This is a genomic window from Ruegeria sp. ANG-S4 (assembly GCF_000814005.1).
Taxonomy (GTDB): domain Bacteria; phylum Pseudomonadota; class Alphaproteobacteria; order Rhodobacterales; family Rhodobacteraceae; genus Ruegeria.
Map to the genome: position 1 here is coordinate 1 of NZ_JWLK01000005.1, position 14,259 is coordinate 14,259.

General features: G+C 57.5%; 11 protein-coding genes and 1 pseudogene. 8 read left to right on the top strand and 4 right to left on the bottom strand.

Annotation, left to right across the window (positions count from 1 at the left end):
- Nucleotides 1-525 (bottom strand): annotated as a pseudogene (gene glyA, locus RA28_RS13035) (serine hydroxymethyltransferase); the annotation flags it as partial.
- 167 nt (nt 526-692) lie between these two features.
- On the opposite strand from glyA, the gene RA28_RS13040 reads away from it, so the two are divergent.
- Complete coding sequence (locus RA28_RS13040) at nt 693-1,454, top strand: NAD kinase (protein ID WP_039531520.1); 762 nt, start codon at nt 693-695, stop codon at nt 1,452-1,454.
- Between the two features lie 269 nt (nt 1,455-1,723).
- Here RA28_RS13040 and RA28_RS13045 read toward each other — a convergent pair whose 3' ends face one another.
- The 3 genes from RA28_RS13045 to RA28_RS13055 all read right to left on the bottom strand — a co-directional run bounded on the left by RA28_RS13045 (nt 1,724) and on the right by RA28_RS13055 (nt 7,690).
- Nucleotides 1,724-3,163, bottom strand: a complete 1,440-nt coding sequence (locus RA28_RS13045; protein WP_039529557.1) for an amidase family protein — start codon at nt 3,161-3,163, stop codon at nt 1,724-1,726.
- A gap of 95 nt (nt 3,164-3,258) precedes the next feature.
- Nucleotides 3,259-5,148, bottom strand: a complete 1,890-nt coding sequence (prpE, locus tag RA28_RS13050; protein WP_039529561.1) for a propionate-CoA ligase PrpE — start codon at nt 5,146-5,148, stop codon at nt 3,259-3,261.
- 268 nt (nt 5,149-5,416) lie between these two features.
- Nucleotides 5,417-7,690, bottom strand: a complete 2,274-nt coding sequence (locus RA28_RS13055) for an NADP-dependent malic enzyme (protein WP_039529564.1) — start codon at nt 7,688-7,690, stop codon at nt 5,417-5,419.
- Between the two features lie 177 nt (nt 7,691-7,867).
- On the opposite strand from RA28_RS13055, the gene RA28_RS13060 reads away from it, so the two are divergent.
- The 7 genes from RA28_RS13060 (at nt 7,868) to upp (ending at nt 14,259) form a co-directional block, all read left to right on the top strand.
- On the top strand, nt 7,868-8,566 hold the full coding sequence (locus RA28_RS13060; RefSeq protein ID WP_039529567.1) for a hypothetical protein: 699 nt from the start codon (nt 7,868-7,870) through the stop codon (nt 8,564-8,566).
- The gene (locus RA28_RS13065; protein WP_039529570.1) at nt 8,535-9,632 is read left to right on the top strand and encodes a cupin domain-containing protein; all 1,098 of its coding nucleotides are present in this window, start codon (nt 8,535-8,537) and stop codon (nt 9,630-9,632) included. The genes RA28_RS13060 and RA28_RS13065 overlap by 32 nt, the downstream gene beginning before the upstream one ends.
- Nucleotides 9,633-9,734: 102 nt before the next feature.
- Complete coding sequence (locus RA28_RS13070; RefSeq protein ID WP_039531523.1) at nt 9,735-10,127, top strand: cytidine deaminase; 393 nt, start codon at nt 9,735-9,737, stop codon at nt 10,125-10,127.
- A gap of 4 nt (nt 10,128-10,131) precedes the next feature.
- Entirely contained in the window at nt 10,132-11,439 is a 1,308-nt protein-coding gene (locus tag RA28_RS13075) for a thymidine phosphorylase (RefSeq protein WP_039529574.1), read from the top strand.
- On the top strand, nt 11,436-12,647 hold the full coding sequence (locus RA28_RS13080) for a phosphopentomutase (RefSeq protein WP_039529577.1): 1,212 nt from the start codon (nt 11,436-11,438) through the stop codon (nt 12,645-12,647). The genes RA28_RS13075 and RA28_RS13080 overlap by 4 nt, the downstream gene beginning before the upstream one ends.
- Nucleotides 12,644-13,630 carry an adenosine deaminase gene (locus RA28_RS13085; RefSeq protein ID WP_039529581.1) on the top strand — a complete coding sequence of 329 codons (987 nt, stop codon included), beginning with the start codon at nt 12,644-12,646 and terminating at the stop codon, nt 13,628-13,630. Before RA28_RS13080 ends, RA28_RS13085 begins: the two co-directional genes overlap by 4 nt.
- Complete coding sequence (upp, locus tag RA28_RS13090; protein ID WP_039529584.1) at nt 13,627-14,259, top strand: uracil phosphoribosyltransferase; 633 nt, start codon at nt 13,627-13,629, stop codon at nt 14,257-14,259. Before RA28_RS13085 ends, upp begins: the two co-directional genes overlap by 4 nt.

Below are 14,259 nucleotides of genomic sequence, written 5' to 3' on the forward strand. Positions count from 1 at the left end.
GGGCTGGTGTTCCTTCGCCAATGCCTCGACCTGATCATAATCCAGCATGTTGTCCTGCTGGCGCACGCCGTATTGCACGGCGTTGAACCACTTGCCCGACTGGTTGGGCCTGGCCCCGTGGGTCAGGTGGCCGCCTGCGTCCAGGCTCATGCCCAGAATGGTGTCGCCGGGCTGGATCAGCGCTTGAAAGACGCCCTGATTGGCCTGAGAGCCGGAATTGGGCTGCACATTGGCAAAGCCGCAGCCGAACAGTTCCTTGGCGCGGTCGATGGCCAGGTTTTCTGCGACGTCGACAAACTGGCAGCCGCCATAATAGCGCCGTCCCGGATAACCTTCGGCGTATTTGTTGGTCATCACCGAGCCCTGCGCCTCCATCACGGCTGCAGAAACGATGTTCTCAGACGCGATCAGCTCGATCTCGTCCCGCTGGCGACCCAGCTCAGAGGTGATCGAACCAAACAACTCGGGGTCGCGATCAGACAGGGACTGGGTGAAAAAACCGGTGTCACGAAGATTGGCGTTCATGGGGGCTCCACATTACTGGGGGAAAACTTGCGGATTTCCTATCGGAAACCTGCCCGCTGCAAAAGGCTTAAAGCGACGATTTCGCTCGCTGCGGCGTCAAGTCTGGCCTATCGGGGAAAGGTATGTTTGTTTCGGAACCAAATGTGCAGCACCGGAAACCGGACAAGATGACCAAGAGAATCGCTTTTCTAGCCAGCGACGCCCGCGTTGCCCAAACCGCGCGCGAGGCTTTGGTCGCGCGTTACGGGCATGTCGCCCCGCGGGACGCAGATGTTGTCGTGGCGCTGGGCGGCGACGGTTTCATGTTGCATACGCTGCACGGCACACAGCATCTGAACACGCCGGTCTATGGCATGAACCGCGGCACGATCGGCTTTTTGATGAACGCGTACACCGAGACCGATCTGATGAGTCGCCTTGCCGAGGCAGAAGAAGAGGTCATCAATCCGCTGATCATGACGGCAATGGACCAATCCGGAAAAAAGCATGAGGCACTTGCGATCAACGAGGTGTCGTTGCTGCGCGCCGGTCCACAGGCGGCGCGGCTCAGGATTGGCGTCGATGGACGCGTGCGTATGGCCGAACTTGTGTGTGACGGCGCGCTTTTGGCGACACCGGCGGGATCAACAGCCTACAACTACTCTGCCCATGGTCCAATTGTTCCGATCGGCGCTGATGTGTTGGCCTTGACGCCAATCGCAGCGTTTCGACCCCGGCGATGGCGGGGCGCCTTGCTGCCGAAACGTGCGCAGGTCAGGTTTGAAGTCATTGAAGCGGACAAGCGCCCCGTCATCGTTTCCGCTGATTCGGTGGCATTCCCCGATATCGACTGGGTAGAGATTCGCTCGGAACCAAAAGTCGAGCATCGTATCCTGTTTGACCCTGGCCACGGGCTGGAAGAGCGGCTGATTTCCGAACAATTTACGTAATTTTCTTCGGAATCCCGAATTTTCCGGTGTCTTGTGTGAACAAGTTCACAGGACTGGACAGAACGACTCGCTAATCTGAACATGCCCGGAGAACACGCCGGGATGGAAGTGAGTGGCCATCCGATGGTGTTGTCCAATGATTGCGCAGTTTTAGCGCTGGCGAGGGTAGGTGGTGCTACGCTCGTTCAATGAAATCCGGGCATATTTTAGTATGCGGACCCCGGGCAAAATAACCCGGGGTCTATTTTGTTCGACTGACAGCACCGCGTCTAAGATATGCCTTCCATCTTCTCCCACAAAATCGGTGCCATTGATCCGACGCGCTGTTCGATCGCCATCGCGGCATCCACGGCCAGATCTTCGCGCCAGCGGCGCGCGGCGATCTGAATGTTGATAGGTTGTGGCCCATTAGGCAGTTCCGCCAATCGTGCCGGAACACAGGCTGCAGGCAGGCCCAGAAAGTTCATTGCGTAGGAATACACCGCGCAGCCCAGAACCTCGTGCACGCCGTCTGCGCCTTCTGTATCCCGGTCCGGCTTGAAGAACGGTTGCGGCAGGAAGGGCGACAGGACCAACGGGTAATCTTCCAGAAACAAGGACCATTCCCGGGCATATTGGGTCCGTTTCGCCATCGCCTGGATCAATTCGGTTCCAACGATGGGCGGGAATTCCTGAAAGTAGACGCCAAAGATCTCCCGAATGGTTTGCGATCCTGCGGCTTCGATATCACTCTGCATCAGGGTCAGAACTTCGCCCATCAGGGCGCGATAACCCGTGCGACCGCAATCGAAGACATCTGGTGGATCGATCTCCTCCACGGCATAGCCTGCATCGGTCAAAGCTTCGCGCGCGGCCTCCAGTGCCTTTTCAACATCTGGGTGCAGCGCATAGCCAAAGGTGTTTTTGGTAAAGGCAACCTTGATTGGACCTTCCAAAGGCGCGCCGCGCCACGGCAGAGGAACGTGAAACGGATCGCGGACATCACTGGCGGTCAAACTGGGCATCGACTGGTGCAAATCAGCAGCGGAGCGCGAAATAACCCCCTGGACCGACATGGATTGCGCAAGCAGACCGCGTTCAGCCGTCTGGCTTGGGTTCCAAGCAGGCACGCGGCCCAGGCCGGGCTTGACGGTCACGGCCCCGTTCGCCGCCGCGGGAAATCGCAGACTTCCGCCAATGTCATTGCCGTGTCCCAAAGCGCCGATACCCGCCATCACAGCTGCACCGGCACCGCCCGATGATCCTCCGGCAGAAATGTGCTGTCCCCAAGGGTTGTGCGTCCGGCCGTAAAGGGGGTTGTCGGTGTCTGCGCGGAACGAGAACTCGGGCGTGTTGGTACGCCCGATCACAATCGCTCCGGCTTTTTGCAGGTTGGTTACGACCGGTGCATCATCCGGCGCAATGACGTCCTTCAACGCGGCGACGCCATTTGTCGTGGCATGACCCTTTTGATCGACGTTCACTTTTATCGTGACCGGAACGCCATGCAGCGGCCCGGGTTCCGCACCATTTGCGCGCGCTCGGTCAAGGCTGCGCGCGCGATCCAAGGCTTCGGCACCAAGGTCCTCGACGACGGCATTCAAGTCTGGATTGACCTTATGCATGCGGTCCAAGGCAGCCTGAACAACGCTCTCGGCGCTCAGGTCTCCGTTGCGGGTCAACGTCGTCAGTTCACTGGCGCTTAGTCGCCAGAGGTCGGAATGTGTCATGGGCCCTCACTGTCTTATCGTGACAGTAGGGGCCCAAGAAAAGGTTGCAAGGGAAACACGTCAGGCAGGTGCGTCATGTCCAATTGGGTGATGGCTTACCGGGCGTAGCCCAGGGTTTGCAGCGCCGATGTAATCTCGTCCAGAATTGCCGGATCGTCGATGGTGGCTGGCATTTTGTATTCCTTGCCGTCCGCAATCGACACCATTGTGCCCCTTAGAATCTTGCCTGATCGGGTTTTTGGCAAACGATCAACCACGACCGCCTGCTTGAAAGCAGCGACAGGTCCGATCTTTTCGCGTACCAGCTTGACCACGTCCTGCACCACATCATCGTGAGCCCGGTCTGATCCGGCGTTCAGGCACAGGAACCCGACCGGCATCTGGCCTTTCAACTGATCCGATACGCCGATTACCGCGCATTCCGCGACATCAGGGTGCGCGGCCAGAACCTCTTCCATCCCGCCGGTGGACAGACGGTGCCCGGCTACGTTGATGACGTCGTCGGTGCGGGCCATGATGTAAAGGTAACCATCCTCATCGATCATGCCCGCATCACCGGTTTCGTAGTAACCGGGAAAGTGTTCCAGATAGGACTTTTTGAACCGCGCTTCCGCGTTCCAAAGCGTGGGCAGCGTTCCGGGCGGCAGGGGAAGTTTGACCGCAATCGCACCCAGTTCACCCGGTTTCATTGGGTGACCGCCTTCATCAAGAATTTGCACGTCGTAACCGGGCATTGGCTTGGCTGGAGAGCCGAGTTTTGTTGGAAGCTCTTCGATTCCCAGTGGATTTCCGGCAATCGTCCAACCCGTCTCAGTCTGCCACCAATGGTCGATGACGGGTACTTTCAGCGCCTCTTGCGCCCAGGTAATCGTGTCCGGGTCGGCCCGCTCACCAGCCAGGAAAAGCGCGCCGAGACCCGAAAGGTCATAGTTGGCCATCATTTCGGCTTTGGGGTCTTCGCGTTTGACCGCGCGAATGGCGGTGGGCGCGGTAAAGAAGCTTTTGACTTTATGCTCTGAGATCACGCGCCAGAATGTTCCGGCATCCGGTGTGCCGACCGGTTTGCCTTCGAACACGATGGTCGTATTGCCGTGGATCAGCGGTGCGTAACAGATATAGGAATGTCCAACGACCCAGCCGACGTCCGATGCCGCCCAGAACACATCGCCTGGGTCGACATTATAGATGTTTTTCATCGACCAGTTCAGCGCCACCAAGTGTCCAGCCGTTGGGCGCACAACGCCCTTCGGGGCGCCCGTGGTGCCCGAGGTATAAAGGATATATGCAGGATCATTTCCATCGACTGGAACGCAATCCGCCGGCTCGACACCGTATTGAAACCCGTGCCAGTTAAAGTCGCGTCCTTCGACCAACTCTGCCACTTCCTGTTCGCGCTGAAAGATCACGCAGAAATCAGGTTTGTGGCTTGCCATCTCGATGGCGCCATCCAGCAGAGGTTTGTAGTGAACCACGCGACCCGGCTCCATTCCGCAGGACGCTGCAATGATTGCCTTTGGTTTGGCGTCATCAATCCGCACCGCCAGTTCGTTGCTGGCGAACCCACCAAAAACCACGGAGTGTACGGCACCCAGACGAGCGCAGGCCAGCATTGCTTCCAGCGCTTCTGGGATCATCGGCATATAGATGATGACACGATCACCTTTTTCGATGCCTTTTGATCTTAGCGCACCTGCCAGCGTGGCCACGCGGTTTCGCAACTCGACATAGGAAATCTCACGTTTGGTGTGCGTGATCGGGCTGTCATAGATAATGGCGGCTTGCTCGCCTCGGCCATTTTCCACGTGGCGGTCGACAGCGTTCCAGCACGTATTCACGCGCGCATCACAGAACCACTCGTATAGCGGGGCGTTATCGTCAAACAGGGCTTTGCTCGGAGGACGAACCCAATCTATCCCTTTCGAGGCTTCCATCCAGAACGCCTCGGGATCGGATTTCCAACTGTCATAAACGTCCTGATAGGCCATGGTGTCCTCCTCCCACTTGTCTTGGGCATTGTGTTAGGCACCGATTTTTAAGGAAACAAGCTACGCGCATAACGCCGCGTCAGTTTAACGCGAAAAATTTGCAGAAACCCGCCAACATTTCTGCAAATTTTTGCAAAACGAGTGCTTTCCGGAGTTTTTTTGATATCGATCGGCAAGTTTTGCAAATCTGCAAATACATGCATGCAAAATGCACCTAAGAATCAAGCGGGCCCCACGGAGTGGACGCCCGCCTTATCGGTAACAGTGGTCAGCCGTAATGCGCTACCGGTGTTCCTGCGATGGCCGCCATGTTCAGCAAACCCCTCGCCGTGATGGATGGTGTCACGATATGCGCCTTGTTCCCCATACCCATCAGGATTGGCCCGACCTCCAGCCCGTCCGCTTTCATCTTCAGGATGTTGCGAACGCCGCTGGCCGCATCGGCATGGGCAAAGATCAAGACATTTGCAGGCCCTTCAAGGCGTGAGTTGGGGAAAATTCGACCGCGTAACTCCGGATCGAGCGCCAGATCGAGGTTCATTTCGCCCTCGTACACAAAATCGCGCGGTTCGGAATCCAGAATGTCGATGGCGGCCCGCAGGCGTTTGCCCGATCCTTCGGCCTGATTTCCGAACTGAGATTGTGAACAGAACGCGATTTTGGGTTCTATTCCGAACCGCCGGACATGCCGCGCTGCACCAATCGTGCTTTCGGCCAATTCTGCCGGGTCGGGCAACTGCCGGACATGCGTATCCGCGATGAACAGCGGACCATCTTCCAAAATCATCAACGACAAGGCCCCGTGCGGGTGCATGGCCCCATCGTCAAAGATTTGTTGAACATAGTTCAGGTGCCAACGGTACTCGCCAAAGGTGCCGCAAATCATGCTGTCTGCCTCGCCGCGATGCACCATTATCGCACCAATTGCCGTAGTGTTCGTGCGCATGATTGCCTTGGCCAGGTCCGGCGTAACGCCCTTGCGCTGCATGATCTGGTGATAGGAGTTCCAGTAATCGTAATAGCGCGGGTCGTTTTCGGGGTTCACGATCTGGAAGTCTTCGCCCGGTTTAACCGTGAGCCCCAAACGCTCGCATCTGGCGTCGATCACATCGGGACGGCCAATTAGGATCGGCGTTTCTGTCGTTTCCTCCAAGACAGCCTGCGCGGCGCGTAGAACACGTTCGTCTTCGCCTTCGGCAAATACAATCCGGCGAGAGGCGACGGCTGCCGCCTCAAACACCGGGCGCATCAACAGCGCAGATTTGAATACGGTCTGATTGAGCCGTTCCTTGTATGCCTCCAGATCAGCGATGGGGCGTTTTGCGACGCCGCTTTCCATCGCCGCGCGCGCCACGGAAGACGACACCACACCGACCAGACGCGGATCAAAGGGTTTTGGGATCAGGTAGTCCGGGCCGAACGTCAGCTGCTCACCTTTGTAGGCAGCGGCTGCCTCGGCGCTGGTTGTGGCGCGGGCCATCTCGGCGATTCCGTCGACACAGGCGATCTGCATCTCATCGTTGATCTCGGTCGCACCGACGTCCAACGCGCCGCGGAAAATAAAGGGAAAGCACAGAACGTTGTTGACCTGATTGGGAAAATCACTGCGTCCGGTCGCGATAATGGCGTCCGGCACGACCTCGCGTGCGGCCTGCGGCAGAATTTCGGGTGTTGGGTTGGCCAGTGCGAAAATGATCGGACGCTTGGCCATTCGTTCAACCATTTCAGGTTTAAGCACGTTCGGGCCGCTGAGACCGAGAAACAGGTCGGCCCCGTCGATCACGTCGTCCAAAGTCCGTAAATCAGTCTTTTGAGCGAACTGGTCCTTATGTGGATTCATATCTTCTTGGCGGCCTTCGTAGACCAGACCGTGAATGTCACAAAGCCAGATGTTCTCGCGCTTGACGCCGAGTTTTTCGAGCATGCTGAGGCAAGCAATGCCGGCAGCGCCGCCGCCCGTCGAAACGATCTTGATGTCCTCGAACTTCTTTCCGGCCACATGCAGCGCATTTTTAGCGGCGGCTCCGACGACAATGGCAGTTCCATGCTGATCGTCGTGAAAAACAGGGATGTTCATCCGTTCGCGACAGAGCTTTTCAACGACAAAGCAGTCAGGTGCTTTGATATCTTCAAGATTGATCGCCCCAAAGGTCGGCTCGAGCGCGCAGACGATGTCGGCCAGTTTTTCGGGATCTGGCTGGTCGACTTCGATGTCAAAGCAATCGATGCCTGCAAATTTCTTGAACAGCACAGCCTTGCCTTCCATCACGGGTTTTGAGGCGAGCGCGCCGATGTTCCCCAGCCCCAGAACGGCGGTGCCGTTCGACACAACAGCGACCAGGTTGCCGCGGGATGTATATTTTTCGGCGTTGGTCGGGTCTGCCTTTATTTCGGTGCTGGCCTCTGCCACGCCTGGGGAATAGGCACGCGCCAGATCACGACCGTTGGCCATTGGCTTGGTGGCTTTGATCTCGAGTTTTCCGGGTTTTGGATAGGCGTGATAGTCAAGTGCGGCCTGCCGCAGACTGGGTGTATCAGACATCGGCGATTCAGCTCCTCAGGAAATTTGATTTAAGGCTAAACTATTTCTTTTGAAATGGCTACGTAAGGCCGATTTGCAACAGTTTATTTGCACAGGGTGCGCGTGGGTTGAAAAGTGTCGCAAAAATTTTACATACAACCAACTTTTCAACCAAGAAACCGAGCAGCGCAGGCTTAAATGAGCTTAAAAGAAGACTTTTCGGCGGTCGCAGGCATATCGGCAAGCCAAGGGCGTTCCGGTTATGGTCGATTCACGGCCATTGCTGCGGCGGCACTGATCTGCGTGATACTAGCGATGGTCAGCCTTTGGCCCATGCAGGCTGCGGTTTTCAACCAAGAAGGCGGGCTGTTTGAAACGGTTTCCGCGGCCGCATTGTTGGCCGCAGGTCTGGCTGCCTTGTGGCGGTACCCTGGTTTAAGCCGCCTCTACATCGGTTTGGTTTGTCTGCTTTTGGCCGAGCGAGAGTTGGAGGCCGATATCTATCAAACGGATAGTCTGCCTTATTGGATCTTGAACGGGTTGGACACCGTTCTGGACATAACCCTTGTTCGGGCCGCGCTGGCGCTTATCGTCGTCGGCGGGGTGGTTTGGCACGGCATTCCCAACGCGTGGCGCGCGTTCAAAGACAAGGCACCGTTTTTGTTGATTTTTTTCCTGGCTGGTTGTGCCGCGGTTGTCGCGCAGGGGCTCGAGGAAGTGGCCGGTGTTCTGCATGACTCTTTGTCCGCGACTATGCTCATGCGTCTGTTTGTTCTGGAAGAAACGCTCGAGATGTTCTTTTCGATTGGTATTTTGGCCGCCGTTCTGATCGGATGGCCGAAATCCGAGATCAAAGAGACATCGAATGACCCAGAATTGCGACCCAACCTGCGCTGAAATCCGCTTGCCAACGCGGGAATTGCGCGACGACATTCCTTTTTTCACCAAGGTTCTGGGTATGCGGATGGACATGATCTATCCCGCAGACGATCCGCGCGTCGCAGTGTTTTCAGGTCACGGGATACGCTTGCGCATTGAGAAAGACGCGCCCGAAACACCGGGCACGCTGCGCATTTTAACCGAGAAACCCGACGAGTTTGCAGGCGGTCAACGCGTTTTGGTCGCCCCCAACGGCACGCGCATCGAAGTTGAAGAACGCGATCCGCCGCTTGTTATGCCGGAAACGGTTCATTCCTTCGTCGTTCGGCGGCTCAAGGATCAGGCTCCGTGGATAATCGGGCGGGCAGGGATGCACTATCGTGATCTCGTGCCCGACCGGCTGGGCGGTTCGATCATCGCAAGCCATATTCGCATCCCTGACGGCGGGCCGGTGCCGGACATGGTCCATTTCCACAAAGTCGGCTTTCAGTTGATTTTCTGCATTCATGGCTGGGTCGATGTTGTCTACGAAGATCAGGGGGACAAGATGCGCCTGACCGCGGGCGATTGCTTTATTCAGCCGCCGGAAATCCGTCACCGCGTGTTGGAAGCCTCGGACAATGTGCAGGTCATCGAAATTGGTGTGCCTGCAGAACATGTCACCGAGATCGACCATGAGATGGAGTTGCCGACGCCGTTCCTGCGCCCGGACCGAGAATGGCAGGGCCAACGTTTTGTTTACAATCAAGCCAGGGACGCCACTTGGCAGCCATTCAGGCTGCCGGGGTACATCTGTCGCGACACAACGATTGCCGAAAACACGAGGTGGGTCGCTGGTGTACAGGTGGTGCGCCGCGGCCAAGGCGACACGGTTTGGGCAAGTCATGACACCGATATCCATTTTACCTTTGTCATGAACGGTGAGGTCACACTTGAAGGCGAAGGGCGGGATTCCTATCGGTTGGAACAAGGCGATGCGTTTGTGATCCCGCCCGGAATGATGACACGGTTGGCAGAACCGTCCGAGGATGTCGAACTGCTGGAAGTCACACTGCCGGGGACTTTCAATACAACACTGAAATAGGTGCGAATCTGTTAGGAAAAGGTCAGCGGGGGCTTTAACTCCCCTGTTGCTTTCAACTAGGTTGGTTTTTCTGACCAGATGATAAAAAATCGGGGAATCGCCATGTCACTCAAAGATGCCGCTTTGTCTGTACGCGAAAACGCTTATGCGCCGTACTCGAACTTCAAAGTTGGCGCAGCCGTGCGATCCGCGTCGGGCGAGGTCTATTCCGGGTGCAATGTCGAAAACGTGGCGTATCCCGAAGGCACCTGCGCCGAAGCCGGTGCAATCGCAGCCATGGTCGCCGCCGGAGAGCAGAAATTGACCGAGGTGTACGTCGTCGCCTCAAGTCCGCAACCCGTGCCGCCCTGCGGCGGATGCCGCCAGAAACTGGCGGAGTTCGGCGACCATGACGTCAAGGTCACCTTGGCAACCGTCGAAGGAGAAGAGTTGGAAACCACAATCGGACAACTGCTTCCGGGTGCCTTCGACGCCTCGCATATGGAGGATAGCTGACCGGATGGACGCACGTTCGATCATTGCCAAGCTGCGCAGGAACGAGTTGCCAAGCAGCGAAGAACTGAACTGGTTTGCGCAAGGTTTGGCGGATAGCAGCATCAGCGACGCGCAGGCTGGCGCATTTGCCATGGCGGTCTGTATGGGCGGTCTGGGCGCGCAGGGGCGGGCTGATCTGACGGTGGCAATGCGCGACAGCGGCGACGTTCTGAACTGGAACTTCGACGGCCCCGTCATCGACAAACATTCGACGGGCGGTGTGGGCGACAGTGTCAGCCTCGTACTGGCACCAGCGCTGGCAGAGTGCGGGGCCTATGTGCCGATGATATCGGGCCGGGGGTTGGGCCACACCGGTGGAACGCTGGACAAGCTCGAAGCGATCCCCGGCGTCAGCACGCAGATCAGTCAGGACAGGCTGGCACAAATCCTGCAAGACACGGGTGCGGCCATTGTTGGCGCGACAGGTCAGATCGCACCTGCGGACAGGCGGCTTTATGCAGTGCGGGACGTAACAGCCACGGTTGAAAGCCTTGATCTGATCACGGCGTCGATCCTGTCCAAGAAGCTGGCCGCCAGCCCGGACGCCCTGGTTCTGGACGTCAAGATGGGCAGCGGCGCATTCATGAAAACCCTCGACGCGGCGCGCAGTCTGGCTCAGGCGTTGACCGAAACCGCAAATGCGGCGGGATGTCGAACATCGGCTGTGATCACGGACATGTCGCAGCCTTTGGCCCCGGCGTTGGGCAATGCGCTGGAAGTGGCCGAGGTGATGAAGGTTCTGACCGGGGATCACCAATCGCCCTTGGCCGAGATCTCTGCTGAACTCGGGGGTGTGTTGCTGGTCGATGCCGGAATGTGCGCCACGTTCGAGGCCGGGCGGGACAGGATTTCCGAGATCATCCGTGATGGACGAGCAGCAGAACGCTTTGGCCGAATGATGGCTGCAGTAGGCGGTCCGATGCAGTTTGTCGATACCTGGGCGCGTTTTCTTCCCGAAGCCAATGTTATTCAGGAAATCCCATCACCGCATGCCGGTTACATCACCGCAATTGATGGCGAGACTTTGGGTCTGGCTGTCGTGGCGCTTGGCGGCGGGCGTCAGATTGAAAGCGACGAGATAGACCCGGCAGTAGGCATTTCGGAGATCGTGCGACTTGGACAGCGCGTTGAAAAAGGTGATCCTTTGGCCGTGGTTCATGCTGCCCGCGAAGACACGGCACGGCGGGCTGTTGCAGATGTATTGGCTGCGATCACCGTCTCTGATGCGCCGATCAAGGTACCGGATTTGGTCCACGAGAGGATCACGGGATGAGCCGCGCATTCCTTGCCGTCATGGACTCGGTCGGTGTCGGCGGTGCCGAGGATGCGGACGCTTTCTTCAACGGCAACACGCCGGATACTGGTGCCAATACCGTCGCACATATTGCGCAAGCCTGTGCGCAAGGCCGCGCCCAAGAAGGACGGTCCGGGGCGTTGCGCCTGCCCAATCTGGATACGTTGGGGCTTGGCGCGGCGACCAGATTGGCTTCGGGCGCGTCCACACCGGGGCTGGAGGCCAAGCCAACCGGCACCTGGGGCTGCGCCCGAGAACATTCGCCTGGAAAAGATACGCCGTCCGGTCACTGGGAACTGGCCGGGGTACCGGTGCCCTGGGACTGGCATTATTTTCCGGATACTGTGCCTGCTTTCCCCGCGGATCTCGGTCAAGCTGCTGCTGACGCAGCTGGTTCAGAAGGCATTTTGGGCAACTGTCATGCGTCGGGCACTGCCATCATCGCCGAATTGGGTTCCGAACACATGCGAACCGGTTGGCCGATCTGCTACACCTCGGCCGACAGCGTCTTTCAGGTCGCCGCGCATGAAGAAAGCTTTGGCCTCGACCGCCTGCTTGATATGTGCCGAACGCTGGCCCCGAAGTTGCATGAAATGAAGGTAGGACGTGTTATCGCCCGCCCCTTCGTGGGTTCACCCGCGGCCGGGTTTGCCCGCACAACCAACCGAAAGGACTTTGCTATTTCGCCACCCGCACCCGTTCTCACAAACTGGGTTCAGGCAGCTGGACGCCACGTTTACGCAGTGGGGAAAATCGGCGACATATTCTCGATGCAGGGGATCGATACCTTGCACAAAGGATCCGACGCGGAGCTTATGAAACACTTGTCTGATCTGGTGGATGATGCCGAGGACGGCAGCCTGACGTTTGCGAACTTCGTTGAATTCGACAGCCTGTATGGTCACCGTCGCGACATCAGCGGCTATGCCCGGGCGCTGGAGTGGTTTGACCGTGAAATCGGTGCAATCTTGCAAAAGCTGCGCCCCGGCGATCTGATGTTGTTGACGGCAGATCATGGGAATGACCCAAGTTGGACCGGCACTGATCATACGCGTGAGCAGGTGCCCGTGTTGATTGCGGGGCAGGGGGCGGGTCAGATCGGTCAGGTCGAGTTCTCTGATGTTGCCGCCAGTATAGCGCATCACCTCGGTGTACCGGCACAAGGACCGGGAAGGACTTTCTTATGAACGTTGCAGACCTGCCCAAAATTGAACTTCATCTGCACCACGAGGGTGCGGCACCACCGGCATTCATCCGACAACTCGCTCATGAAAAACGCATTGATCTGAGCGGGATTTTCAAGCCTGACGGGTCTTATGACTTTCGCGACTTTGCGCATTTCCTCAGCGTTTACGAAGCCGCTTGTGAAGTTCTGAAAACGCCGGAAGATTTCCGGCGTTTGACTCTCGCGATCCTGGAGGAAAGCGCAGAAAACGGCGTGGTGTATACCGAAACATTCCTTAGCCCGGACTTCTGCGGGGGCGGGGATCTGGCGGCGTGGAAGGACTACTTGAATGCCATTCAGGACGCAGCTGACGAGGCGGAACGAAAGTACGACATCACCTTACGCGGCGTCGTAACCTGCGTGCGGCATTTCGGGCCCGAGCAGGCCAAACGCAGCGCCTATTGCGCGGCCGAGACCGCCGGCGATTGGGTCACCGGTTTTGGTATGGGCGGCAACGAATCCATCGGTGCGCAGGGCGATTACAATTGGGCGTTCGATTGCGCCCGCGAGGCCGGATTGCGCCTGACGACCCATGCGGGGGAATTTGGCGGTCCAGAAAGCGTTCGGGATGCGATCCGACATCTGGATGTTGAACGCATTGGTCATGGTGTGCGCGCGATTGAAGACCCTGATCTGGTGGGCGAACTGGTTGATCGCGGCATCACGCTTGAGGTCTGCCCCGGCTCAAACGTCGTGCTGGGTCTATTCCCGAATTTCTACGCCCACCCAATTGCCAGGCTGCGAGATGCCGGCGTTAAGGTCACGATATCGACCGACGATCCGCCTTTCTTTCACACGACAATGCGGCGCGAATACGAAATGTTGAACAAAGCATTTGGGTGGGATGACGAAGACTTCACCGCGCTGAATAAAACTGCACTGGATGCAGCTTTCTGCGATGACGCCACCCGAGAAAACATATTGAAAAGACTGGAGAAACCATGAGCGAACACCTGACCGTCGTTGATCATCCACTGGTACAGCACAAATTGACGCTCATGCGGGACAAGGGTACGTCGACCGCCGTGTTCCGGCAGTTGTTGCGCGAAATCACGCTGCTGCTTGCCTATGAGGTCACGCGGGAAATGCCCTTGACCACACGCCACATAGAAACCCCGATGGAGGAGATGGATGCGCCGATCCTCGCCGGAAAAAAACTTGCTTTGGTTTCCATCCTGCGTGCCGGAAACGGGATGCTGGACGGTGTTCTGGAACTGATCCCGTCAGCCCGGGTCGGCTTTGTAGGTCTTTACCGGGACGAAGAAACCCTGAAACCGGTGCAATACTATTTCAAGGCGCCGGAAGGGCTGAAAGACCGCTTGGTCATAGCCGTTGATCCAATGCTGGCCACGGGCAACAGCTCTGCTGCGGCGATTGATCTGCTGAAAGAGGCGGGTGCCACGGACATTCGATTCTTGTGCCTTTTGGCCGCTCCTGAAGGTGTTGCCCGGATGAAAGAGGCGCATCCGGATGTAAAGATCGTCACTGCGGCACTGGATCGCGCGTTGAACTCAAAAGGGTATATCATGCCCGGTCTCGGCGATGCCGGAGACAGGATGTTTGGCACCAAATAA

What these genes read in the sequence shown, in the direction of transcription:
- prpE (WP_039529561.1), bottom strand. Translation starts at nt 5,148, where the DNA reads ATGGCCTATCAGGACGTTTATGACAGTTGGAAATCCGATCCCGAGGCG.
- RA28_RS13080 (WP_039529577.1), top strand. Translation starts at nt 11,436, where the DNA reads ATGAGCCGCGCATTCCTTGCCGTCATGGACTCGGTCGGTGTCGGCGGT.
- upp (WP_039529584.1), top strand. Translation starts at nt 13,627, where the DNA reads ATGAGCGAACACCTGACCGTCGTTGATCATCCACTGGTACAGCACAAA.
- RA28_RS13045 (WP_039529557.1), bottom strand. Translation starts at nt 3,163, where the DNA reads ATGACACATTCCGACCTCTGGCGACTAAGCGCCAGTGAACTGACGACG.
- RA28_RS13070 (WP_039531523.1), top strand. Translation starts at nt 9,735, where the DNA reads ATGTCACTCAAAGATGCCGCTTTGTCTGTACGCGAAAACGCTTATGCG.
- RA28_RS13055 (WP_039529564.1), bottom strand. Translation starts at nt 7,690, where the DNA reads ATGTCTGATACACCCAGTCTGCGGCAGGCCGCACTTGACTATCACGCC.
- RA28_RS13085 (WP_039529581.1), top strand. Translation starts at nt 12,644, where the DNA reads ATGAACGTTGCAGACCTGCCCAAAATTGAACTTCATCTGCACCACGAG.
- RA28_RS13075 (WP_039529574.1), top strand. Translation starts at nt 10,132, where the DNA reads ATGGACGCACGTTCGATCATTGCCAAGCTGCGCAGGAACGAGTTGCCA.
- RA28_RS13060 (WP_039529567.1), top strand. Translation starts at nt 7,868, where the DNA reads ATGAGCTTAAAAGAAGACTTTTCGGCGGTCGCAGGCATATCGGCAAGC.
- RA28_RS13065 (WP_039529570.1), top strand. Translation starts at nt 8,535, where the DNA reads ATGACCCAGAATTGCGACCCAACCTGCGCTGAAATCCGCTTGCCAACG.
- RA28_RS13040 (WP_039531520.1), top strand. Translation starts at nt 693, where the DNA reads ATGACCAAGAGAATCGCTTTTCTAGCCAGCGACGCCCGCGTTGCCCAA.